We start from the raw sequence: 23,138 nt of genomic DNA, 5'->3' as shown, positions 1-23,138 counted from the left end.
GATGATGGCAAACGATCAGGAAGTGAAGTATCTGGTGCCGGGGCTGGAGCGCGGTTTACAGCTGCTGTTGGCCTTTGGCGAGCAGCATCGCGATCTGACCTTTGCCGAACTGCATCGGCTGGTGGATATGCCGAAGGCCACCGCCTATCGCGTGGTACAGACGCTGGAGTACATGGGATTTCTGGAGCGCAACACGCGCACCAATACCTTTTCGCTGGGCATGAACGTGCTGCGTCTTGGCTTTGAGTACATCGCCTCGCTGGACGTGGCGCAGGTCGGCCAGCCGGTGATCGAGCAATTGCGCGACGTGAGCCAGTGCAGCAGCCATCTGGCGATCCGCGACGGGCGCGACATTATCTATATCGCCCGCGTCAGCGCCGCCGGGTCGCGTATCAACCAGGTCAGCATTGGTACCCGTCTGCCGGTGCACTGCACCTCGCTGGGCCGCATGCTGTTGACCGATATTTCCCGCGCTGATTTCGAACAGCTGTTCCCGCATGAGCGCCTGCCGGGCAACACGCCGGGGCAGCTTCACGACCGTGAAGCCCTGTGGCAGATGGTGCAGCAGGACAAAGCCCGCGGGTATGTCATCGGCGAATCCTTCTTCCGCCACGGCATCTCTTCCATCGTCTACCCGGTGTATGACCGAAGCGGCCGCGTGGCGGCGGTGGTCAGCATTCTGGTGCCGTCGGAGGAGATCCCACAGAGCGACCGCGAGCGCCTGCAAAACGAGGTTCGCCTTGCGGCGGATAAAATTTCTGGCTTCTTAGGGTATCTGTCACAGGCCAGTTAAATCAGTGAGTTAACGTCAGGCGCTTGACTGCGTCGGGCATGTTTTACGCCCAATCTGGGCCAGATGAGGCAACGAACGATGAGTATAACCGGAATTGAAAAGCTGGAATTTGGTGTGGAAGACCTGACGCACTGCGCCAAATTTATGCGTGATTTTGGCCTGACGGGCGATGCCAGCGGCCAGCGTTTCACCACCCTGAGCGGCGCGCGCGTGGAGCTTAACCCGATCGACAGCCCCGACCTGCCGCCCGCGTTTGAAGCGGGCAACACTCTGCGCCGCATGACCTGGGCGGTTGCCAGCCAGTCTGAGCTGGATGCGCTGCGCCCGAAGCTGGCGCAACAGCCAGGTTTTCGTGAAGTGGGCGACGCGCTGGAATGCCTGGATCCGAACGGCATGACGCTGCGCGTGCAGGTGACCCAGCAGACCGACGTGGAGCTTAACGTCGAGCCAATAAACCAGTGGGGCGACGCCCGCCGTATCGACACGCCCAGCCCGGTTTACGATCGCGCCCAGCCGATCAACGTGGGGCATGTGGTGTTCTTCGTGGAAGAGCTGGCGGCAGTGGAGAAATTCTACCGCGAGGTGCTCGGCTTCCAGGTCTCGGATCGCTATATCAACCGCGCCGTGTTCCTGCGCTGCGGGGCGCGTGGCGGCCATCACAACCTGTTCCTGCTGCAACTGCCGAACCGCAAGCGCGGCCTTAACCACGTGGCCTTCGCCGTGCGCGACATCCACGAGGTGATCGGCGGCGGTATCGCGATGAATAAACATGACTGGAGCACCTTTATCGGGCCGGGCCGTCATCCGGTGTCGTCGGCGTACTTCTGGTACGTCAACAGCCCGACCGGCGGCGCGTTTGAGTATTACACCAACGACGACTACCTGACCGAAAACTGGCAGCCGCGTGAGCTGGAGCACTCCCTGGTCTCCTTTACCGAATGGGCGGTGGAGGGCGGGATTGACCACGACACGCGCCGTCAGCAGAAAAAGCCGGAGGCGGTATGACATCGCGCATTGTCATTATCGGCGGCGGCCAGGCGGGCGGCTGGGCGGCGAAAACCCTGCGTGACGAGGGCTTCGACGGCGAGATTTGCGTGGTGGCGGAAGAGGAATGGGATTTCTACGAGCGGCCGCCGCTGTCAAAAGCGTCTCTGCTGGAGCCGGACTCCGCGCTTCCGCGGCTGTTTAGCGAAGAAGCGCAGCAGGCGCTGAACCTGATCTGGTACCGCCCGCTGCGTGCTGAATCAGTCGATCGTGAAGAGAAAATCGTGCGTTTAAGCAACGGCGAATGTCTTAGTTACAACATCCTTTTAATCGCTACCGGCGGTCGGGCGCGCCTGCCTTCGCAGGCGTGGGCCAGCCATCCGCAGGTCTACACCCTGCGCCACTGGCAGGACGCGCAGCGCCTGAAAAGTCGCCTGTCGGAAAGTCACAAACTGGCGATTATCGGCGGCGGCTGGATTGGCCTTGAGATTGCCGCTTCCGCGCGGAAAAGCGGCGTGGCGGTCACCCTGTTCGAGCAGCAGCCTGCGGTGTGCATGCGCTCGGTGAGCAGCGAGGTGTCCCAGCGCCTGGAGGCCATCCACCGCGAGCAGGGGGTGGAGATCCGTACCGGCTGCGGCGCGCTGGAGCTGGAGGACGATAATGGCCTGCCGGTCATCCACTGCGACGGCAACCGTGAAACCTTTGATACGGTCGTGGTCGGGATCGGCGTCGATCTCAATCTGGAGCTGGCGCTTGATGCGGGGCTGAAAACCGGGCGCGGGATCGTGGTGGATGCCCATGGACGCACCTCGGATCCATTCATCTTTGCCGCAGGAGATGTCGCCCAGCACCATCACTACGGCTTGTGCATCCAGTCCTGGGCCTTCGCCCAGAATCAGGCGGTGGCGACGGCGAAAGCGATGCTCAACCCCGATGCGCCAGGTTATGACGACGCGCCGTGGCTGTGGTCGGATCAATATCAGCACAATATTCAGATCCTCGGTATTCCGCAGCCGGAGAGTAAAAGATAGTGCGTGAAGATGCGCTGTTCTTCTCGCTGGATGAAAACGGGCGGCTGACGCAGCTGGTGGCGTTCAACGATGCGCGCACCGTCAAGCTGGCGAAGCGCTGGATGGCGGCGGGGCGGGATCTGTCGAACGTACCGCTTGCCGACCCGACATTTTCACTGATGTCACTGCGATAGCTAACCCGCACCCGTAGGGGGAGAGATGACCACACTAGAGACGAACACCGCGCCGGTTGAGGCGAGCGGTGAGGGGACCCGCACGCCCGAAAAAGCGGTGCGCTGGGCCATCCCGCTGTCGCTGCTGGCCTGCGTGCTGCTGGCGTTTTTCGACAAAATCAGCATCGCGGCGCTCTTTTCGGATACCCATTTCCAGCAGGCGATGGGCATTGATTTCGACACCACGCGCCTCGGCATATTGATGAGCGCCTTCCTGCTGAGCTACGGCTTTTCGTCGGTATTTTTGAGCGGTTTAGGCGACAAAATCGCGCCGCTGCGCCTGCTCGCCGGGATGATGGCTGTGTGGTGCGTGCTGATGGTGGCGATGGGCTTTACCCATAACTACACGCTGATGATCGTCCTGCGCATCCTGCTGGGCGTGGCGGAAGGGCCGCTGTTCCCGCTGGCTTTCGCCATCGTGCGCCACAACTTCCCGCAGCATCTGCAGGCGCGCGCCACCATGCTGTGGCTGCTGGGCACACCGGTAGGGGCGGCAATTGGCTTCCCGCTCTCCCTCTGGCTGCTGAACACCTTCGGCTGGCAGAGCACCTTCTTTGTCATGGCCATGCTTACCGTGCCGGTGCTTATCTTTGTACGCATCGGCCTGCGCGGGATCCGTCTGGAGGCTAAACCCGGCACTTCGCAGGCGTCACAGGACGAGCGGCGTGCCGCGCGGCGCGAGCTGTTCGTCAGCCCGCATTTCTGGATCATCTGCATCTTTAACATCGCGTTCCTGACCTACCTGTGGGGCATCAACGGCTGGCTGCCGGGCTACCTGATCAAAGGCAAAGGCATTCACCTTGAGCATGCAGGCTGGCTGTCGTCGATGCCGTTCATCGCCATGCTGGCGGGGGAAGTGATTGGCGCGTGGCTCTCGGACAGGGTCGATAAGCGCGCGGCGGCCTGCTTTATCTCGATGGCGGGGGCGGCGGTGGGGCTGGCGGCGGTGATGCACCTCGATACCCCGCTCGCCGTCATCGCGGCGATGAGCTTCAGCACCTTTATGTGGGGCACCGGCGCGCCCAACATTTTCGCCCTGCTGGCGAAGGCCACCCATCCCCGGGTGAGCGCCACGGCGGGCGGCATTTTCAACGGGCTGGGAAACTTTGCAGGCGCGCTGTCGCCGGCGGTGATGGGCGCGCTTATCGCCTTCACCCACAGCATGGATTCCGGGCTGATTTTTCTGGCGGTGATGGCGGCGGTGGGCTGCGTCCTGTTACTGCCGCTGCTGAGACGTTACTGAGGAGAGTGTCATGACTGATTCAACCGTAACCCACAAAACGGGCATCAAACCTGACCATCTGACGATGGAAGAGTGGGTCGAGTCGCGCATCGCGCGCTTCGAAGGCCGTAAATACGACTGGAACGCGCTGAAGTTCCAGGCCGATTTTGACCCGAAATACCGCCGGGCGCAGATGCGCTACATCGGCACCGGCGCAACCGGCGTGGCGAACGACACCAATACCGTGCAGGCGGACCATTTTACCTTCTCCACCATGGTACTGCCGTCGAAGTGCGAAGGGCCGCTGCACCTGCACGACGACGTGGAAGAGGTGTTCTTCATGCTCAAGGGGCAGATCACGCTGATGATCCAGGACGGCGACAACTACACCGAAACCGTGCTGCGCGAGCGTGACCTGATCTCCGTCCCGCCGGGCATCTATCGCGGCCTGTTTAACCACGGGGAAGAAGAGGCGCTGATGTGCGTCATGCTGGGAACCAACAAGCCGGAAATCCCGACCTATCCGTCCGACCATCCGCTCTCGAAAGTGAAGCGGAACTAAGGGGGCGCCATGACGGGTTTTCGTGAACAGGGAAGCGGCATTCCGCTGATGCTGCTACACGGGATCAGCTCTGGCGCTGCGTCCTGGCACAAGCAGATGGCGCTGAACGGTTTTCGCGTGCTGGCGTGGGACATGCCCGGTTATGGCGAAAGCCCGATGCTGGCCGTCGCGCGGGCAAACGCGGGGGATTACGCCGACGCGCTGGCGGCGATGCTGGATCGCGCCGGTGTCTGGCAGGCAGTGCTGGTTGGCCATTCCCTGGGGGCACTGGTCGCAAGTGCCTTTGCGGCGAAGTTCCCGGATCGTGTCATTCATCTTGTACTGGCCGACGCTGCGCAGGGCTACGGCAATGCCGCGCCGGAGCAGCGGGAGCAGGTCTGGCGCAACCGCGAGCAGCAGATGGCGTTGGGCGGCGAAATCCTCGCCCAGACCCGTGCCGCGAAGCTGCTGCGCCCCGGCGCGCGCGCGGAAGATATCGCCACCGTCGCGGCGGGCATGCGCACGCTGCGCCCGGAAGGCTACCTTGCCGCCGCGTGGATGCTGGCGCATGACGACATTCACGGCTGGCTTAAACGATACTCCGGCACGTTTGAAGTCTGGTGCGGCGAGCAGGACGCGATAACGCAGCCCGAACTGGTGCAGGGGCTGGCGCTGCGCTACGGCATGCCGTTTACCGCCATTCCGCAGGCCGGGCACGCCAGCTATCTCGATAACGACGTGTTTTTCAACCAACAGCTTTTACGCATTAACGAAGAGGTGCGCGATGAATGCACAAATTGACGGGCGCGTAGCGGTAGTCACCGGCGGTTCTTCTGGCATTGGCTTTGTAACGCTGCGCCTGCTGCTGGGTGAAGGGGCGAAAGTCGCCTTCTGCGGCCGTGACCCGGATCGGCTCGCCAGCGCCCATGCGACGCTGCAAAACGAATTCCCCCACGGGGAGATTTTTTCTTACCGCTGCGACGTGCTGAACGCCGACGAGGTTCAGGCCTTTGCGGATGCGGTGCAGGCGCGCTTTGGCGCGGCTGATCTGCTGATCAACAACGCCGGGCAGGGCTACGTGGCGCACTTCCATGACACCCCGCGCGAGGCGTGGCTGCACGAGGCAGAGCTGAAGCTGTTTGGCGTCATCAATCCGGTGCAGGCGTTTCAGCCGCTGCTGGAGCAGTCAGACATTGCCTCTGTTACCTGCGTCAACTCCCTGCTGGCGCTACAGCCGGAGGAGCACATGATCGCCACCTCTGCCGCTCGTGCCGCGCTGCTGAACATGACGCTGACGCTCTCGAAAGAGCTGGTGGGTAAAGGCATTCGCGTCAATTCCATTTTGCTCGGCATGGTGGAGTCCGGCCAGTGGCAGCGCCGCTTTGAAAACCGGGCGGACAAAAGCCAGAGCTGGCCGGAGTGGACGGCGGATATCGCGCGCAAGCGCGGCATTCCAATGGCGCGCCTCGGCAGGCCGCAGGAGCCCGCGCAGGCGCTGCTGTTCCTCGCCTCGCCGCTGGCCTCGTTTACCACCGGCGCCGCGCTGGACGTTTCCGGCGGCTTCTGTCGCCATCTGTAAGGACGCATCATGAAAAAGGTAATGTTGATTGGTTTTGGTGCCATGGCGCAGGCGGTGATTGAGCGCCTGCCCGCCGGTGTGGCTATCGGCTGGATCGTGGCGCGCGCATCTCACCATGCCGCCATTCACGACCAGTTTGGCGATGCGGTCGAGGCGCTGACGTCGCCGATGGCGTGCGCGCAAACGCCGGATCTGGTGCTGGAATGCGCCAGCCAGCAGGCGGTGGCCCAGTACGGGGAAGAGATCCTGCGTCGCGGCTGGCATCTGGCCGTCATTTCCACCGGCGCGCTGGCGGACAGCGCGCTGGAGCAGCGTCTGCTCGCCGCGGGCGGAAAACTGACTCTGCTTTCCGGTGCAGTGGCCGGTATCGACGGGCTGGCGGCAGCGAAAGAGGGTGGGCTTGAGCGCGTCACCTATCAGTCGCGCAAAAGCCCGGCCAGCTGGCGCGGCAGCTATGCCGAGCAGCTTATCGATCTGAATGCGGTGTCAGAGGCAGAGGTCTTTTTTGAAGGCAGCGCCCGCGAGGCGGCGCGGCTGTTCCCGGCGAACGCCAACGTGGCGGCGACCGTGGCACTCGGCGGCGTCGGGATGGATGACACCCGCGTGCAGCTGATGGTTGACCCGGCAACGAAACGTAACACCCACACGCTGCACGTCGAAGGGCTGTTTGGCGAATTCCATCTGGAGCTGAGCGGGCTGCCGCTGGCGTCTAACCCTAAAACCTCCACCCTGGCGGCACTGAGCGCGGTGCGCGCCTGCCGCGAGCTGGCCCTGAGCTGAGGAGTGACGATGGACGATCTGAAGATTTTTATCGGCGGCCAGTGGCGACACGGCGGAGGTAACCCGATGCAGAGCCACTTCCCGGCAGACGGGTCGATCAATGCGACGCTGAACGCCGCCAGTCTGGATGACCTGGAGGAGGCGGTAGACGCCGGAGAGCGCGCCTGGCGCGATCCCGCCTGGCGTAACAGCCTTCCGCACGTGCGGGCGAAGATCCTGCACAAGGTGGCGGATCTTATTGAATCCCGTGTGGATGAACTGGCGCAGATGCAGAGCCGGGATAACGGCAAGCCGCTGGCGGAAGCGTGCGGGCTGGTGATGAGCGCGGCGGGAACGGCGCGCTACTTTGCCGCCGCCTGCGAGCTGCTGGAAGGGGAACTTCCGACACCGCGCCAGCCGGATCTGCTGACGCTGAGCCGCTACGAGCCCCTTGGCGTGGTAGCGGCCATCACGCCGTGGAACTCGCCGATTGCCAGCGAAATGCAGAAGGTCGCACCGGCGATTGCCGCCGGGAACGCGGTGATCCTCAAGCCCGCCGAAGCCACGCCGCTGATGGCGCTGGAGTTGGCGCGGATTTTTGAACAGGCCGGGCTGCCCGCCGGGCTGCTGAGCGTGCTGCCGGGCAAAGGCTCGGTGATTGGTGATGCGCTGGCGCGTCATCCTCGCGTGCGCAAAATTTCCTTTACCGGCGGAACCACTACGGGCCGTCATCTGGCGCACGTGGCGGCGGAAAAACTGATCCCGGCCTCGCTGGAGCTGGGCGGCAAATCGCCGACTATCGTGCTGGAGGATGCCGATATCGAACAGGCGGTGCGTGGGATCTGCTACGGCATTTTCAGCTCGGCGGGGCAGGCGTGCATCGCCGGATCGCGGCTGTTTATCCACGAGAGTATTTACGCCCCGCTGATGGCGAGGCTGCTGGAATTAACTCGCGGGCTGCGCGTCGGGCATCCGTTTACCGACGGCGTGCATGTAGGACCGCTGATCGGCGAGAAACATCGCCAGAGCGTGATCGAGTACGTCGAACTTGCGAAGCGGGAAGGGGGCCGCGTGCTGTGCGGCGGCGAGATCCCCGCCGATCCCGCTCTGGCAAACGGCAGCTTCTTCCAGCCAACCATTATCGAAGGGCTACACAACAGCGCCCGCGCATGTCAGGAAGAGATCTTCGGCCCGGTGCTGGTGGCGATGCCGTTTGGCGATGAAGCGGCGCTTATTCGCGAGGCGAACGACTCGGTTTACGGCCTGGCGGCGGGGATCTGGACGCGCGATACCGGGCGCGCCCTGCGTCTCAGCGAGCAGCTGGAGACAGGCACGGTGTGGATCAACACCTACAAAGTTTTTGCGATTTCGACCCCGTTCGGGGGCTTTAAAGAGAGCGGTCTGGGCCGCGAGAAGGGTATCCAGGGGCTGAAAGCCTGGATGCAACAAAAGAGCATTTATCTGGCGACGGGTAACAGCGTCAACCACTGGTGCGACTGAGAAAGGGTGAGCAATGAGCGAAATGATAACCGTCGGCGACGCCATCGCCAGAACGCTGGAGCAGTATCAGGTTGAGGCCATCTACGGCGTCATCTCCATTCACAACCTGCCGATAGCGGATGCGGTTGGGCAGCGGGGCAATATCCGCTTTGTACCCGCGCGCGGTGAAGCCGGTTCCGTCACCATGGCCGATGCTCACGGGCGCTTTTCCGGCCTCGGCGTGGCGCTGACCAGCACCGGCGCGGGGGCCGGGAACGCGGTAGGCGCGCTGGTGGAAGCGATGAATGCCTGCACGCCGCTGCTGCATTTAACCGGGCAGGTAGAGAAAGCCTGGCTGGACGCCGACACCGGGTTTATCCATGAAACCCGCGATCAGCTGACCTTCCTGAAGGCCAGCTCAAAACGGGCGTACCGTATCAGCAATGCGAATCAGGCGATAGCCATTCTGCATAAAGCCATCCAGGAGGCGCAGACCCCACCGTGCGGACCGGTCTCGGTGGAAATCCCGATTGATATTCAGGGCGCCAAAATTCCGCTGTCGCTGGTAACCGCCCCGGTAAAACCGGCATCGGTTCCAGCCGTGGATACCGGGATGGTTGACGCGCTGTGGGCGCAGCTCAAACAGGCGAAACAGCCGCTGCTGTGGCTGGGCGGCGGGGCACTGGGAAGCGCTGAGGCGGTGAAAAAACTGGCGGATGCGGGCATCACCGTGATTTCCAGCACCCACGCGCGCGGCGTGCTGCCGGACGACCACCGCGCCAGCCTGCGGGCGTTCCACAACTCGCCGTCGGTGGAGGCGCTCATTGCGCAGTGTGATTTTACGCTGGTCGCCGGTTCACGTCTGCGCAGCAATGAAACCCGCTCCTGGACGCTTGAGCTGCCGTCCCCGCGCGTGCAGATTGATATCGACCCGGCGGCAGCCAGCCGTAACTACCTGATGGATAGCACGTTGATAGCCGATTGTTCAGCGCTGCTTGGCGCGCTGGCTAAAAAAGTGCAGGGCCGCGAGTGGGGCAACGCGCAGTGGGATATGCAGGTGCAGCAGGCTGTCGGGCAAGCTGAGCAGGGGCTGCGTGAGCAGTGCGGCGCCTATGCGAAGCTTAACGACGCCATAGAAAAAGCCTTGCCGAAAGACGGCCTGCTGGTGCGCGATATCACCGTGTCCGGCAGCCTGTGGGGTAGCCGCCTGTTCAGGGCTAACGGCCCGCTGCTGAACATTCACTCTCTCGCCGGGGCGATTGGTATGGGACTGCCGATGGCCATCGGCACCGCGATTGCCAACCCGCAGCGTAAGGTGGTGGGACTGGTGGGCGACGGCGGCCTGAGCCTCAATTTAGGCGAGCTGGCGACGCTGGCGCAGGAGAAAGCCAACGTGACGCTGCTCATCATGAACGACGGGGGCTACGGCGTAATGCGCGGTATTCAGGATAAATATTTTGGCGGGCGTCAGTATTATAACGCGCTGCATACACCGGATTTTACCCTGCTGGCGCAGGCGATTGGCCTACAGGCCTGGAGCGTTGAGCGGGCCGAGGATTTTGATGCGGTGATGACGGAAGCGCTGGCGATGCCGGGGCCGTCGGTGGTGGAAGTGCGGATGGGGCAGATTGGCGCCCTTAAGTTTGCCGGGCCGCCACAGAAAACGCTGTACTGATTGAGCCTTGTTGCCCGGTAGCGCGGCGCGCACCGGGCCGAAGTTTTATTTAATTCCGTCTGCCGCCATGCGGTCACGGATATGCTGCGCGCGTTCAACGGAGGCCGGGTGATCGTCAAACATGGAGCTTTGACGGCCTTCCTCCAGTTTCGCCAGTTTTTCGAAGCTGGTGGCTAAACCCGATGGATTGATGCCGCGTTTGCGCAACAGATCGTAAGAGTAGTCATCCGCTTCCGACTCCTGACGCTGGGAGAACTGGGAGTTAACCAGTTTCTCACCCACGTCGCCCAGCTGCGACTGGGACAGGCTGCCGACAATGCCGCCCGCAGAGGCCGCGGCAGCACGCACGGCATTGGTGCCCAGCGCAACCTGCATCCCTTTCTTCACGTGACCGAGAGCAACGTGACCCATTTCATGGCCGATCACCGCTTCCACTTCGTTGTCGGTCATCATGTCCATCAGGCCGCTGTAAACGCGGATACAGCCGTTAGCCATCGCGAAGGCGTTGACGTCTTTCGCCATATACACCTTGTAGTTCACCGGCTGACCGTTAATGTTGTCGCCCAGCGCGGAAGCAATCTTGTTCAGACGCTGCGTGTAGGTGCTGTTTGCCGGGGCAAGCGTAGCTTTTCCATCCATATCCTTACAGGCCTCGTCGCTCAGCGCTTTCACCTGCGCATCGCTCAATGAGTAGGCCTGAAAAGCTTCTGCGCCTGAGGTCATCAGGCCGTTAGAATCCATATTCTGACAGCCGCTTAGCAGGAGCGTTGTTCCCACAGCCAGCCCAATTGCACGCATTTTCATGATGTTGCTTCCGTACTCGTTAATCTGAATTAATTCCGAAAAATGCACCGTCAACGAAGCCGGTGTCGGGCTAAGTATAAGGAATATCTACAGGGGCGGGCGAGTAGATTGCGCAACATGCGAGCATGATCCAGAGATTTCTTAAGCTGCAAAAGAATGGTCCATGTACATGCCCTGCGGCTTGGGTTACATTGTTGGCACTTTTTTCCGGCGTAGCCCAAAACGCGCTGTCGTCAAGGGCATGGCCTTTAACAGTCCGATCTGGAGTTAAAATGTCCTCACGTAAAGAGCTTGCTAATGCTATTCGTGCGCTGAGCATGGACGCAGTACAGAAAGCCAAATCCGGCCACCCGGGCGCCCCTATGGGCATGGCTGACATCGCCGAAGTCCTGTGGCGTGATTTCCTTAACCACAACCCGCAGAACCCGGCATGGGCAGACCGCGACCGTTTCGTGCTGTCTAACGGCCATGGCTCTATGCTGATCTACAGCCTGCTGCACCTCACTGGCTACGATCTGCCAATCGAAGAGCTGAAAAACTTCCGTCAGCTGCACTCCAAAACTCCAGGTCACCCGGAAGTGGGCTACACCGCTGGCGTTGAAACCACTACCGGTCCGCTGGGTCAGGGCATTGCGAATGCCGTGGGTATGGCGATTGCTGAGAAGACCCTGGCGGCACAGTTCAACCGTCCTGGCCACGACATCGTTGACCACTTCACCTATGCGTTCCTTGGCGACGGCTGCATGATGGAAGGCATTTCTCACGAAGTGTGCTCCCTGGCAGGCACCCTGAAGCTGGGTAAACTGGTTGCGTTCTACGACGACAACGGCATCTCCATCGACGGTCACGTTGAAGGCTGGTTCACTGACGACACCGCCGCACGTTTCGAAGCCTACGGCTGGCACGTTGTGCGCGGCGTTGATGGCCACGATGCTGACTCGATTAAACGTGCCGTAGAAGAAGCGCGCGCCGTGACCGACAAACCGTCCCTGCTGATGTGCAAAACCATCATCGGCTTCGGTTCTCCGAACAAAGCGGGCACTCACGACTCCCACGGCGCACCACTGGGCGACGCGGAAATCGCACTGACCCGTGAAGCGCTTGGCTGGAAACACCCTGCCTTCGAAATCCCATCTGAAATCTACGCGCAGTGGGATGCGAAAGAAGTGGGCCAGGCGAAAGAAGCAGCCTGGAACGAGAAGTTCGCAGCTTACGCGAAAGCCTTCCCACAGGAAGCGGCTGAATTCACCCGTCGTATGAAAGGCGACATGCCGTCTGACTTCGACGCGAAAGCGAACGAGTTCATCGCGAAGTTGCAGGCGAACCCGTCTAAAATCGCCAGCCGTAAAGCGTCTCAGAATGCGATCGAAGCGTTTGGTCCTTTGCTTCCAGAATTCCTCGGCGGCTCCGCTGACCTGGCGCCATCAAACCTGACCCTGTGGTCCGGATCTAAGCCAATCAACGAAGACACTGCCGGTAACTATATCCATTACGGTGTACGTGAATTCGGTATGACCGCGATTGCCAACGGTATCGCTCTGCACGGTGGTTTCCTGCCGTACACCTCTACCTTCCTGATGTTCGTAGAATATGCACGTAACGCCGTGCGTATGGCTGCGCTGATGAAACAGCGTCAGGTGATGGTCTACACCCACGACTCCATCGGTCTGGGCGAAGATGGTCCAACTCACCAGCCGGTAGAGCAGGTGGCTTCCCTGCGCGTGACCCCGAACATGAGCACATGGCGTCCATGTGACCAGGTTGAATCTGCGGTGGCGTGGAAATACGGCGTTGAGCGTCAGGACGGCCCGACCGCGTTGATCCTCTCCCGTCAGAACCTGGCGCAGCAGGAGCGTACCCCAGAGCAGCTGGCGAACATCGCGCGCGGTGGTTACGTGCTGAAAGATTGCGCGGGCCAGCCTGAGCTGATCTTCATCGCGACCGGTTCAGAAGTTGAACTGGCCGTTGCTGCATGGGAAAAACTGACTGCTGAAGGCGTGAAAGCGCGCGTGGTTTCCATGCCGTCTACCGATGCGTTCGACAAGCAGGATGCCGCGTACCGCGAATCTGTACTGCCTAAAGCGGTCTCCGCTCGCGTGGCAGTGGAAGCGGGTATCGCTGATTACTGGTTCAAATACGTGGGTCTGAACGGCGCTATCGTCGGTATGACCACCTTCGGTGAATCTGCTCCGGCAGAGCTGCTGTTCGAAGAGTTCGGCTTCACCGTTGAGAACGTTGTCGCTAAGGCGAAAGAACTGCTGTAATTGCCGTTTTGCCCGGTGGCGCTAACGCTTACCGGGCCTACAAATGGCATAAAATGTAGGCCGGGTAAGCGTTAGCGCCACCCGGCTTTTTTGTATGCACGATTCCTCAGACATGTAACTGCTCTGTAAATTATTCCACCGAAAATGTGATGCAAGTCATATAGCTCGCTTATTCATCTGGACAGAGATTCCTTTTATTCCCCGATTCGCTTATTCTTGCTGAAGCGTTTCAGTCGATTAAATGTTCGACAATTGACCAATCAATCGCAGTTTGTGACAGCAAGGATTCCCCTTCGGGCGTCGCTGGATTACTCTTTCAGCCACCTCAAACTCAGGGATAGCTTTGCAGGAGATCTATGACCGTACGCGTAGCGATTAATGGCTTCGGTCGCATCGGGCGCAACGTGGTTCGTGCTTTATATGAATCCGGGCGTCGTGCGGAAATCACCGTGGTGGCAATCAATGAACTGGCGGATGCTGCGGGCATGGCGCATTTGTTGAAATATGACACCAGCCACGGTCGCTTTGCCTGGGACGTTCGCCAGGAAAGGGAACAGCTGTTCGTCGGTGACGATGCCATCCGCGTGCTGCATGAGAACAGTATTGAAGAGCTGCCCTGGCGCGAACTGGGTGTGGATGTGGTGCTGGACTGTACCGGCGTGTACGGTAACCGTGAACATGGCGAAGCGCATCTGAATGCTGGCGCGAAAAAAGTGCTGTTCTCCCATCCCGGCAGTCACGACCTCGACGCCACCGTCGTGTTTGGTGTCAACCAGCACGAGCTGCAGGCTGAACACCGCATTGTCTCCAACGCCTCCTGTACCACCAACTGCATTATTCCGGTCATTAAACTGTTAGACGATGCGTATGGCATTGAATCCGGTACCGTGACCACGATTCACTCCGCCATGCACGATCAGCAGGTTATCGACGCCTACCATCCGGATTTACGACGCACTCGCGCGGCGAGCCAGTCCATCATTCCGGTGGATACGAAACTGGCTGCCGGGATCACGCGTATTTTCCCGCAGTTTAACGACCATTTCGAAGCGATTGCCGTGCGCGTCCCGACGATAAACGTCACCGCAATCGATCTTAGCGTGACGGTGAAAAAACCGGTAAAAGCCTGTGAAGTCAACCTGTTGCTGCAAAAAGCGGCACAGGGAGCATTTCATGGTATAGTTGACTATACGGAATTACCGTTGGTCTCAGTAGATTTTAACCACGACCCGCACAGCGCCATCGTGGATGGCACGCAGACGCGAGTCAGTGGTGCGCACCTCATCAAGACGCTGGTCTGGTGTGATAACGAATGGGGCTTTGCTAACCGAATGCTCGACACCACGTTAGCCATGGCCGCAAAAGGTTTCAGGTAGAGCGCACCTTGCGCTTGCAAAACTTTAAGAATCAACGAGAGGATTCACCATGTCTGTAATTAAGATGACCGATCTGGATCTGGCAGGTAAACGCGTTTTCATCCGTGCCGATCTGAACGTACCGGTTAAAGATGGCAAAGTGACCAGCGACGCGCGTATCCGTGCATCTCTGCCAACCATTGAACTGGCTCTGAAGCAGGGCGCTAAAGTGATGGTCACCTCCCACCTGGGCCGTCCAACTGAAGGCGAGTACAACGAAGAGTTCTCTCTGCTGCCGGTTGTTAATTACCTGAAAGACAAACTGTCCAACCCGGTTCGCCTGGTGAAAGATTACCTGGACGGCGTAGAAGTTGCTGAAGGTGAGCTGGTTGTTCTGGAAAACGTTCGCTTCAACAAAGGCGAAAAGAAAGACGACGAAACCCTGTCCAAAAAATACGCTGCGCTGTGCGACGTATTCGTGATGGATGCATTCGGTACGGCTCACCGTGCGCAGGCTTCTACCCACGGTATCGGTAAATTCGCAGACGTCGCCTGTGCAGGTCCACTGCTGGCTGACGAACTGGAAGCGCTGGGTAAAGCACTGAAAGAACCTGCTCGTCCGATGGTCGCTATCGTTGGTGGTTCTAAAGTTTCTACCAAACTGACCGTTCTGGATTCTCTGTCCAAAATTGCTGACCAGCTGATCGTTGGCGGTGGTATCGCGAACACCTTCGTTGCTGCGCAAGGCCACAACGTGGGTAAATCCCTTTACGAAGCGGATCTGGTTGACGAAGCCAAACGTCTGCTGAGCACCTGTGATATCCCGGTTCCAACTGACGTTCGCGTGGCGACCGAGTTCTCCGAAACTGCTACCGCAACCCTTAAATCTGTTAATGACATCAAAGATGAAGAGCAGATTCTGGACCTGGGCGACGTTTCTGCACAGAAACTGGCTGAAATCCTGAAAAACGCAAAAACTATCCTGTGGAACGGTCCTGTCGGCGTGTTCGAATTCCCGAACTTCCGCAAAGGGACTGAAATCGTGGCTAACGCTATCGCAGACAGCGAAGCGTTCTCTATCGCAGGCGGTGGTGACACCCTGGCAGCTATCGACCTGTTCGGTATCGCTGACAAGATCTCCTACATCTCCACTGGTGGCGGCGCATTCCTCGAATTCGTGGAAGGCAAAGTCCTGCCAGCAGTAGCAATGCTCGAAGAGCGCGCTAAGAAGTAAGCCATTCAGGGGCAGGGAAACCTGCCCAATTTTCAGCGCGCTTATCAGAGCTCGCACCTTTTCTAACGGCCGAAGATACAGGACTAAGCAATATGTCTAAAATTTTTGATTTCGTAAAACCTGGCGTTATCACTGGTGATGACGTACAGAAAGTGTTCCAGGTAGCTAAAGAAAACAACTTCGCTCTGCCAGCAGTTAACTGCGTAGGTACCGACTCCATCAATGCCGTACTGGAAACCGCTGCAAAAGTTAAAGCACCGGTTATCGTTCAGTTCTCTAACGGCGGCGCTGCGTTCATCGCAGGTAAAGGCGTGAAAACTGACGTTCCTCAGGGCGCTGCTATCCTGGGTGCTATCTCTGGCGCACATCATGTTCACCAGATGGCTGAGCACTACGGTGTTCCGGTTATCCTGCACACTGACCACTGCGCGAAAAAACTGCTGCCATGGATCGACGGTCTGCTGGACGCAGGTGAAAAACACTTCGCAGCAACCGGTAAGCCACTGTTCTCTTCTCACATGATCGACCTGTCCGAAGAGTCTCTGGAAGAAAACATCGAGATCTGCTCTAAGTACCTGGCGCGTATGTCCAAAATGGGCATGACCCTGGAAATCGAACTGGGTTGCACCGGCGGTGAAGAAGACGGTGTGGACAACAGCCACATGGACGCTTCTGCTCTGTACACTCAGCCAGAAGACGTTGATTACGCTTACACCGAGCTGAGCAAAATCAGCCCACGCTTCACCATCGCAGCATCCTTCGGTAACGTGCACGGCGTGTACAAGCCAGGTAACGTGGTTCTGACCCCGACCATCCTGCGTGATTCTCAGGAATATGTGTCTAAGAAACACAACCTGCCGCACAACAGCCTGAACTTCGTCTTCCACGGCGGTTCCGGTTCTTCTGCTCAGGAAATCAAAGATTCCGTAAGCTACGGCGTAGTGAAAATGAACATCGATACCGACACCCAGTGGGCAACCTGGGACGGTATCCTGCAATACTACAAAACCAACGAAGCTTACCTGCAAGGTCAGCTGGGCAACCCGAAAGGCGAAGACCAGCCGAACAAGAAATACTACGATCCACGCGTATGGCTGCGCGCTGCCCAGACTTCTATGATTACTCGTCTGGAGCAGGCTTTCAAAGAACTGAACGCGGTTGACGTTCTGTAATTTGAACTGCTGACAGCACATCAGAAGGCCCGCAAATGCGGGCCTTTTTTTATGCTTTTTCAATATCCTGCAATACCTGATTTTGTGATCTGTTTGGCATTACCCGCTCTTTTTGTTTACCCTTTACTGACCTGCCTGTCCCCTTAAGGGATAGATTTTGTGTTTTGGTTTAGCAAAAGGAAGAATAAATGGAACAACTTGATGTTGTAGACAGCATCAATCACGCGGGTAACTGGCTGGTGCGCAACCAGGCGCTACTGCTGAGCTACGCTGTGAATATTGTTGCCGCTATTGCCATCATCATTGTCGGGATGATCGTGGCGCGTATCGTATCGAACGCGGTCAACCGGGTGATGGTTGCACGACACATTGACGCCACGGTCGCCGATTTCCTCTCCGCGCTGGTGCGTTACGGCATCATCGCCTTTACGCTGATTGCGGCGCTGGGGCGTGTCGGCGTGCAGACGGCATCCGTCATCGCTGTGCTCGGTGCTGCCGGTCTGGCCATTGGTCTGGCATTACAGGGTTCGCTGTCGAACCTGGCGGCGGGCGTACTGCTGGTAACCTTCCGTCCGTTCCGTTCCGGTGAATACGTGGATTTAGGCGGGATCGCGGGTACCGTGTTGCAGGTACAGATTTTCTCTACCACTCTGCGTACTGTCGACGGTCGTATTGTGGTGGTACCGAACGGGAAAATCATTGCCGGCAATATCATTAACTTCTCCCGCGAGCCGGTGCGTCGTAACGAGCTGATCATCAGCGTGGCGTACGATTCCGATATCGATCAGGTGAAGTCTCTGATTACCAACATCATTGCTTCAGATGACCGTATTCTGAAGGACCGCGAGCAGACCGTTCGTCTGAATGAACTGGGCGCATCATCCATTAATTTTGTGGTGCGCATCTGGAGCAAAAGCAGCGATCTGCAAAACGTTTACTGGGATGTGCTGGAGCGCATTAAGCGTGACTTCGATGCCAACGGCATCAGCTTCCCGTACCCGCAGATGGATGTAAACGTCAAAAAAGTCAAAGAAGCAGAGTAACGTCTCCGTAGGCCCGGTAAGCATCAGCGACACCGGGCTTTTCTTTTATTAGCCTCGCTAATCCCCAATTAATATTATCCATTTCCTCTAATGTCGTTCCCGCAGTATAGTCTGCCCCAGGACAACTCTGCGAGAATTACGTTATGTTATCTTACTATTTTCAAGGGCTTGCGTTAGGTGCGGCCATGATCCTTCCCCTTGGTCCACAAAATGCGTTCGTGATGAATCAGGGCATTCGCCGTCAGTACCATCTGATGATTGCCTTGCTGTGCGCGGTGAGCGATCTGCTGCTGATTTGCGCCGGAATTTTTGGCGGCAGCGCCCTGTTGATGCAGTCGCCGTGGCTGCTGGCGCTGGTTACCTGGGGCGGCGTAGCGTTTTTGCTGTGGTACGGGTTTGGCGCCCTGAAAACGGCCATGAGCAGCAATCTTGAGCTGGCGAGCGCCGAAGTGATGAAGCAAGGGCGCTGGAAGATTATCGTCACCATGCTCGCCGTGACATGGCTTAACCCGCACGTTTATCTTGATACGTTCGTGGTGCTCGGCAGCCTGGGTGGACAGCTGGACGTTGAGCCCAAACGCTGGTTTGCGCTCGGTACGGTCAGCGCCTCCTTCCTCTGGTTCTTTGGTCTTGCGATCCTGGCGGCATGGCTGGCGCCACGACTGCGTACCGCCAAAGCGCAGCGCATTATCAATACCCTGGTGGGGCTGGTGATGTGGTTTATTGCCTTCCAGCTGGCGAAAGAGGGCATTCATCACGTACAGGGATTGTTCAACTAAGCGTTGTCTTATGGACATATGAACAAGACCCGCTAAGCTTGCTGGCATGAGCCCTGTTAACAGGGCACTCTTCGCAACATGGAGGAATGACAGTGAAGTTTAAGGTGATGGCCCTGGCGGCATTAGTAAGTTTAGGTGCGGTGTCGGTGCAGGCGAATGAACTGCCAAATGGCCCGCACATTGTCACTTCAGGTACGGCAAGCGTGGATGCGGTACCGGATGTTGCAACCCTGGCAATTGAAGTGAACGTGGCGGCGAAAGATGCTGCTTCCGCCAAGAAACAGGCAGACGATCGTGTTGCGCAATACCTCTCTTTCCTGGAACAGAACGGTGTCGCGAAAAAAGACATCAGCTCTGCGAACCTGCGTACTCAACCGGATTACGATTACCAGAACGGCAAAAGCATCCTGAAAGGCTATCGCGCCGTGCGTACTGTAGAAGTGACCGTGCGCCAGCTTGATAAGCTCAACGGATTGCTGGATGGTGCGCTGAAGGCTGGGCTGAACGAAATTCGTTCCGTCTCGCTGGGCGTTGCGCAACCGGAGAAGTATAAAGACGAAGCGCGTAAAGCGGCGATTGATGATGCCATTCATCAGGCGCAGCAGCTGGCATCCGGCTTCAAGAGCAAGCTCGGTCCGGTTTACAGCGTGCGTTACCACGTCTCAAACTACCAGCCAAGCCCGATGGTGCGGATGATGAAAGCGGATGCCGCGCCGGTTTCTGCTCAGGAAACCTACGAGCAGCCAACCATTCAGTTCGACGATCAGGTTGATGTGGTGTTCCAGCTGGAGCCGACTGAAAAGCCAGCTCAGTAACCCGTAGGCCGGGTAAGGCGAAGCCGCCACCCGGCTTGTTTTTCAATCCTGTCTTAACACCTTATGCCCAAACGCCAGCAGCGCGTCGGTGACGTTGCGCATCATGCGGCTTTCCGGCGCAAAACGGTGCCAGTACAACATCCGGCGCTGATACAGCCCCGGAGTTAAATCAATCAGCTCACCGCTTTTCAACTCTTTCTCAATCTGCAGATGCGGGATCATGCAGCAGGTGGTTCCCTGACGTGCAAGCTGCACGAAGGCTTCGGACGAGTTAACGATATGACACGGCACGCTGCCCGGCGGCAGATCGAAGTTTTGCTGCAGGAAGGCCTGATGCATATCGTCCAGATGGTCGAACGCGACGGCAGGGGCTTTTAGCAGCGCGGCGCGGGTCACACCGTTCGGGAAATAGCGCTCGGCAAAGGCTTTTGAACCGACGAAGAGGTAATCCAGCGCGCCCAACTGATCCACCAGACAGCTTGGCAGCGCCTGAGGCTGAATACTGACGGCACCAACCACTTCGCCGCGACGCAGACGTTCCTGGGTGCGGGTTTCATCTTCAACCTGGAGATTCAGGCGGATAGGGGAGTCGGCCAGCACCGGCGCAAGGGCCGGCAGCAGCCAGGTTGCCAGACTGTCGGCGTTCACCGCCAGCGACAGCAGCAGCGGCGTGGAGCCGGTCTGTTCATCGCCCAGCCACTCATCTTCCAGCAGTTCAACCTGACGTAGCAGGGCGAGGAGCTTTTGTCCTTGCTCCGTTGGACGCGGCGGTACGGTACGCACCAGCAGCGGCTGCCCGAACATGTTTTCAAGTTGTTTGATACGCTGTGATACGGCGGACTGGGTGATACACAGCTTTTGCGCCGCGCGCTCAAAACCGCGTTCACGAATAACTGCATCAAGTGCCTGTAGTGTTCTGTAGTCCGGACGTTTCATTGCTCTGGCTGACTCCTTAATTTTGCTTAATCTGCACTATGACACAATTTTCCCTTCGTGGCAGACGAAATCCATTCGACGTGTTCTATAATGCGCCCTGAGTTTTCACACCACAGGCAAAACGATCATGACGCAGGATGAACTGAAAAAAGCAGTAGGATGGGCCGCTCTCCAGTACGTACAGCCGGGTACCATTGTCGGTGTTGGTACGGGGTCGACGGCGGCGCACTTTATCGATGCGCTGGGCACGATGAAGGGGCAAATCGAGGGCGCGGTTTCGAGCTCCGATGCTTCCACGGAAAAGCTGAAAAGCCTCGGCATCACTGTTTTCGACCTCAACGAAGTGGACCGTCTGGGCATTTACGTTGATGGCGCGGATGAAATCAACGGCCACATGCAGATGATCAAAGGCGGTGGCGCGGCGCTGACCCGTGAAAAAATCATTGCCTCCGTGGCGGATAAGTTCATCTGCATCGCGGACGCCTCCAAGCAGGTCGACATTCTGGGGAGTTTCCCGCTGCCGGTCGAAGTGATCCCGATGGCGCGCAGTGCCGTGGCACGTCAACTGGTGAAGCTGGGTGGTCGTCCGGAATACCGTCAGGGTGTGGTGACCGACAACGGCAACGTGATCCTCGACGTTCACGGCCTTGAGATCCTCGATGCCATTGCGCTGGAAAATGCGATCAACGGCATTCCGGGCGTCGTTACAGTAGGGTTATTTGCCAACCGTGGCGCGGATGTGGCGCTGATCGGCACGGCTGACGGTGTAAAAACCATCGTAAAATGATCTGACGGGGGGAGCGCTCCCCCCGCTAAAAAATTTTGAAAAGCTAAATTCGGTGACTTGTGTCACGTTTTTATGCCTCTTTTGCCGATCCTTCCGCGTTTGTAAATTTCCATAGCATTTTCCTCTGCCATTTTGCTCTGTATGACTTTTCTTCAGAGTGCCGACGCAAACGTTCATATTGCTGCAATAGTTTTTTTTGATATGTTGGCTGCACGGGATTTATATCCTGCACAACATCAGTTCAGATAAAAACAGGGTCGGGTAAATGGCAAAGGTATCACTGGAGAAAGACAAGATTAAATTCCTGCTGGTTGAAGGCGTGCACCAGAAAGCGCTCGATAGCCTTCGCGCAGCAGGCTACACCAACATCGAATTTCACAAAGGCGCGCTGGATACTGAAGAGCTGAAAGCGTCCATCCGTGATGCCCATTTCATTGGCCTGCGATCCCGTACCCAACTGACTGAAGACGTTATTGCTGCGGCGGAAAAGCTGGTGGCGATTGGCTGTTTCTGTATCGGTACCAACCAGGTTGATCTGAATGCCGCCGCAAAACGCGGTATCCCGGTTTTTAACGCCCCGTTCTCCAACACCCGTTCCGTGGCGGAGCTGGTGATTGGCGAGCTGCTGCTACTCCTTCGCGGTATTCCGGAAGCTAACGCCAAAGCGCACCGCGGCGTGTGGAATAAACTGGCCGCGGGCTCCTACGAAGCGCGTGGTAAAAAACTCGGGATTATTGGTTACGGCCACATCGGTACGCAGCTTGGTATTCTGGCGGAATCCCTTGGCATGCACGTGTTTTTCTACGATATCGAAAACAAACTGCCGCTGGGTAACGCGACGCAGGTGCAGCATCTTTCTGACCTGCTGAACATGAGCGACGTGGTCAGCCTGCACGTGCCGGAAAATGCGTCCACAAAAAACATGATGGGAGCGGAAGAGCTGGCGCTGATGAAGCCGGGCTCACTGCTGATCAACGCCGCGCGCGGTACAGTGGTCGATATTCCTGCGCTGTGCGATGCGCTGAAGCGTAAGCATCTGGCGGGTGCGGCGATTGACGTGTTCCCGACGGAACCGGCCACCAACAGCGATCCGTTCACCTCTCCACTGTGCGAGTTCGACAACGTGATCCTGACGCCGCACATCGGCGGTTCTACTCAGGAAGCGCAGGAGAATATCGGCCTGGAAGTGGCGGGCAAGCTGAGCAAATATTCCGACAACGGTTCAACGCTCTCTGCGGTGAACTTCCCGGAAGTGTCTCTGCCGCTACACGGCGGGCGTCGTCTGCTGCACATTCACGAAAACCGTCCGGGCGTGCTGACTGCTATCAACCAGATCTTTGCCGAACAGGGCGTCAACATTGCCGCGCAGTATCTGCAAACGAACGCGCAGATGGGTTATGTGGTGATTGATATTGAAGCGGATGAAGACATTGCCGAGAAAGCATTGCAGAGCATGAAGGCCATTCCGGGGACGATTCGCGCGCGTCTGCTGTACTGATAGTGCGGTCTGTGGTGTCGGGTGGCGCTTACGCTTACCCGACCTACAATGTTCGTGCGGTCTGTGTGTCGGGTGGCGCTCACGCTTACCCGACCTACAATGTTTGTGCGGTCTGTGTGTCGGGTGGCGCTTACGCTTACCCGACCTACAATGTTCATGCGGTCTGTGTGTCGGGT

At 58.3% G+C, this 23,138-nt stretch carries 20 protein-coding genes and 1 pseudogene; 19 read left to right on the top strand and 2 right to left on the bottom strand.

What is annotated here, in order from left to right; translation table 11 throughout:
- Positions 1 to 4: 4 nt before the first annotated feature.
- From L350_RS06285 to L350_RS06330, 10 genes and pseudogenes are all read left to right on the top strand, one after another.
- On the top strand, positions 5 to 793 hold the full coding sequence (locus L350_RS06285; RefSeq protein WP_003860053.1) for an IclR family transcriptional regulator: 789 nt from the start codon (positions 5 to 7) through the stop codon (positions 791 to 793).
- A 78-nt stretch (positions 794 to 871) separates the two neighbouring features.
- Positions 872 to 1,798 carry a VOC family protein gene (locus L350_RS06290; protein ID WP_032626148.1) on the top strand — a complete coding sequence of 309 codons (927 nt, stop codon included), beginning with the start codon at positions 872 to 874 and terminating at the stop codon, positions 1,796 to 1,798.
- Positions 1,795 to 2,981 (top strand): annotated as a pseudogene (locus tag L350_RS06295) (NAD(P)/FAD-dependent oxidoreductase). The gene L350_RS06290 and the pseudogene L350_RS06295 overlap by 4 nt, the downstream one beginning before the upstream one ends.
- A gap of 25 nt (positions 2,982 to 3,006) precedes the next feature.
- Entirely contained in the window at positions 3,007 to 4,263 is a 1,257-nt protein-coding gene (locus tag L350_RS06300; RefSeq protein WP_032626145.1) for an MFS transporter, read from the top strand.
- A gap of 10 nt (positions 4,264 to 4,273) precedes the next feature.
- Positions 4,274 to 4,804: a cupin domain-containing protein gene (locus tag L350_RS06305; protein ID WP_022649339.1), complete on the top strand. Its 531-nt coding sequence runs from the start codon at positions 4,274 to 4,276 to the stop codon at positions 4,802 to 4,804.
- Between the two features lie 9 nt (positions 4,805 to 4,813).
- Positions 4,814 to 5,584 carry an alpha/beta fold hydrolase gene (locus L350_RS06310; protein ID WP_032626143.1) on the top strand — a complete coding sequence of 257 codons (771 nt, stop codon included), beginning with the start codon at positions 4,814 to 4,816 and terminating at the stop codon, positions 5,582 to 5,584.
- Positions 5,568 to 6,362 carry an SDR family oxidoreductase gene (locus tag L350_RS06315; protein WP_032626140.1) on the top strand — a complete coding sequence of 265 codons (795 nt, stop codon included), beginning with the start codon at positions 5,568 to 5,570 and terminating at the stop codon, positions 6,360 to 6,362. The genes L350_RS06310 and L350_RS06315 overlap by 17 nt, the downstream gene beginning before the upstream one ends.
- A 9-nt stretch (positions 6,363 to 6,371) precedes the next feature.
- Complete coding sequence (locus L350_RS06320) at positions 6,372 to 7,142, top strand: aspartate dehydrogenase (protein ID WP_032626138.1); 771 nt, start codon at positions 6,372 to 6,374, stop codon at positions 7,140 to 7,142.
- Positions 7,143 to 7,151: 9 nt separating this feature from the next.
- Positions 7,152 to 8,621, top strand: coding sequence for an aldehyde dehydrogenase (locus L350_RS06325; protein WP_032626136.1), 1,470 nt, complete (start codon positions 7,152 to 7,154; stop codon positions 8,619 to 8,621).
- A 13-nt stretch (positions 8,622 to 8,634) separates the two neighbouring features.
- Entirely contained in the window at positions 8,635 to 10,275 is a 1,641-nt protein-coding gene (locus L350_RS06330) for a thiamine pyrophosphate-binding protein (protein ID WP_032626134.1), read from the top strand.
- 45 nt (positions 10,276 to 10,320) lie between these two features.
- On the opposite strand, the gene L350_RS06335 is transcribed toward L350_RS06330, so the two are convergent.
- Complete coding sequence (locus L350_RS06335) at positions 10,321 to 11,079, bottom strand: metalloprotease LoiP (protein WP_003860073.1); 759 nt, start codon at positions 11,077 to 11,079, stop codon at positions 10,321 to 10,323.
- Between the two features lie 272 nt (positions 11,080 to 11,351).
- On the opposite strand from L350_RS06335, the gene tkt reads away from it, so the two are divergent.
- The 7 genes from tkt to L350_RS06370 all read left to right on the top strand — a co-directional run bounded on the left by tkt (position 11,352) and on the right by L350_RS06370 (position 19,741).
- Complete coding sequence (tkt, locus tag L350_RS06340) at positions 11,352 to 13,343, top strand: transketolase (protein WP_022649333.1); 1,992 nt, start codon at positions 11,352 to 11,354, stop codon at positions 13,341 to 13,343.
- Positions 13,344 to 13,699: 356 nt separating this feature from the next.
- A complete protein-coding gene (gene epd, locus L350_RS06345) occupies positions 13,700 to 14,719 on the top strand; it encodes an erythrose-4-phosphate dehydrogenase (RefSeq protein ID WP_032626131.1) in 1,020 nt (339 codons plus the stop codon).
- Between the two features lie 49 nt (positions 14,720 to 14,768).
- Entirely contained in the window at positions 14,769 to 15,932 is a 1,164-nt protein-coding gene (gene pgk / locus L350_RS06350) for a phosphoglycerate kinase (RefSeq protein WP_023298554.1), read from the top strand.
- Between the two features lie 92 nt (positions 15,933 to 16,024).
- Positions 16,025 to 17,104, top strand: coding sequence for a class II fructose-bisphosphate aldolase (gene fbaA / locus L350_RS06355; RefSeq protein WP_017692704.1), 1,080 nt, complete (start codon positions 16,025 to 16,027; stop codon positions 17,102 to 17,104).
- Positions 17,105 to 17,292: 188 nt separating this feature from the next.
- A complete protein-coding gene (locus L350_RS06360) occupies positions 17,293 to 18,147 on the top strand; it encodes a small-conductance mechanosensitive channel MscS (protein WP_022649325.1) in 855 nt (284 codons plus the stop codon).
- 143 nt (positions 18,148 to 18,290) lie between these two features.
- Entirely contained in the window at positions 18,291 to 18,926 is a 636-nt protein-coding gene (argO, locus tag L350_RS06365; RefSeq protein WP_003860085.1) for an arginine exporter ArgO, read from the top strand.
- A gap of 92 nt (positions 18,927 to 19,018) precedes the next feature.
- On the top strand, positions 19,019 to 19,741 hold the full coding sequence (locus tag L350_RS06370; protein WP_022649323.1) for an oxidative stress defense protein: 723 nt from the start codon (positions 19,019 to 19,021) through the stop codon (positions 19,739 to 19,741).
- Positions 19,742 to 19,783: 42 nt separating this feature from the next.
- Here L350_RS06370 and argP read toward each other — a convergent pair whose 3' ends face one another.
- Positions 19,784 to 20,677, bottom strand: coding sequence for a DNA-binding transcriptional regulator ArgP (gene argP / locus L350_RS06375; protein ID WP_003860089.1), 894 nt, complete (start codon positions 20,675 to 20,677; stop codon positions 19,784 to 19,786).
- A gap of 127 nt (positions 20,678 to 20,804) precedes the next feature.
- Here argP and rpiA point away from each other — a divergent pair, with 127 nt between their 5' ends.
- Positions 20,805 to 21,464 (top strand): ribose-5-phosphate isomerase RpiA, encoded by a 660-nt coding sequence (gene rpiA, locus L350_RS06380; RefSeq protein ID WP_022649322.1) that lies wholly within the window; start codon positions 20,805 to 20,807, stop codon positions 21,462 to 21,464.
- Between the two features lie 265 nt (positions 21,465 to 21,729).
- Positions 21,730 to 22,962 (top strand): phosphoglycerate dehydrogenase, encoded by a 1,233-nt coding sequence (gene serA, locus L350_RS06385; protein ID WP_022649321.1) that lies wholly within the window; start codon positions 21,730 to 21,732, stop codon positions 22,960 to 22,962.
- The last annotated feature ends 176 nt before the right edge of the window (positions 22,963 to 23,138 follow it).

This window comes from Enterobacter sp. MGH 4, assembly GCF_000534735.1.
GTDB classification, from domain to species: Bacteria; Pseudomonadota; Gammaproteobacteria; order Enterobacterales; family Enterobacteriaceae; genus Enterobacter; species Enterobacter intestinihominis.
Note: the sequence above shows the minus strand (reverse complement) of the source record. Positions and strands in the feature narration are given on the sequence as shown.

Coding starts and splice junctions, on each gene's coding strand:
- L350_RS06330 (WP_032626134.1), top strand. CDS start 8,635: ATGAGCGAAATGATAACCGTCGGCGACGCCATCGCCAGAACGCTGGAG.
- L350_RS06285 (WP_003860053.1), top strand. CDS start 5: ATGGCAAACGATCAGGAAGTGAAGTATCTGGTGCCGGGGCTGGAGCGC.
- L350_RS06325 (WP_032626136.1), top strand. CDS start 7,152: ATGGACGATCTGAAGATTTTTATCGGCGGCCAGTGGCGACACGGCGGA.
- L350_RS06320 (WP_032626138.1), top strand. CDS start 6,372: ATGAAAAAGGTAATGTTGATTGGTTTTGGTGCCATGGCGCAGGCGGTG.
- serA (WP_022649321.1), top strand. CDS start 21,730: ATGGCAAAGGTATCACTGGAGAAAGACAAGATTAAATTCCTGCTGGTT.
- epd (WP_032626131.1), top strand. CDS start 13,700: ATGACCGTACGCGTAGCGATTAATGGCTTCGGTCGCATCGGGCGCAAC.
- L350_RS06335 (WP_003860073.1), bottom strand. CDS start 11,079: ATGAAAATGCGTGCAATTGGGCTGGCTGTGGGAACAACGCTCCTGCTA.
- argP (WP_003860089.1), bottom strand. CDS start 20,677: ATGAAACGTCCGGACTACAGAACACTACAGGCACTTGATGCAGTTATT.
- L350_RS06305 (WP_022649339.1), top strand. CDS start 4,274: ATGACTGATTCAACCGTAACCCACAAAACGGGCATCAAACCTGACCAT.
- L350_RS06315 (WP_032626140.1), top strand. CDS start 5,568: ATGAATGCACAAATTGACGGGCGCGTAGCGGTAGTCACCGGCGGTTCT.
- pgk (WP_023298554.1), top strand. CDS start 14,769: ATGTCTGTAATTAAGATGACCGATCTGGATCTGGCAGGTAAACGCGTT.
- tkt (WP_022649333.1), top strand. CDS start 11,352: ATGTCCTCACGTAAAGAGCTTGCTAATGCTATTCGTGCGCTGAGCATG.
- rpiA (WP_022649322.1), top strand. CDS start 20,805: ATGACGCAGGATGAACTGAAAAAAGCAGTAGGATGGGCCGCTCTCCAG.
- fbaA (WP_017692704.1), top strand. CDS start 16,025: ATGTCTAAAATTTTTGATTTCGTAAAACCTGGCGTTATCACTGGTGAT.
- L350_RS06300 (WP_032626145.1), top strand. CDS start 3,007: ATGACCACACTAGAGACGAACACCGCGCCGGTTGAGGCGAGCGGTGAG.
- L350_RS06360 (WP_022649325.1), top strand. CDS start 17,293: ATGGAACAACTTGATGTTGTAGACAGCATCAATCACGCGGGTAACTGG.
- L350_RS06310 (WP_032626143.1), top strand. CDS start 4,814: ATGACGGGTTTTCGTGAACAGGGAAGCGGCATTCCGCTGATGCTGCTA.
- L350_RS06290 (WP_032626148.1), top strand. CDS start 872: ATGAGTATAACCGGAATTGAAAAGCTGGAATTTGGTGTGGAAGACCTG.
- argO (WP_003860085.1), top strand. CDS start 18,291: ATGTTATCTTACTATTTTCAAGGGCTTGCGTTAGGTGCGGCCATGATC.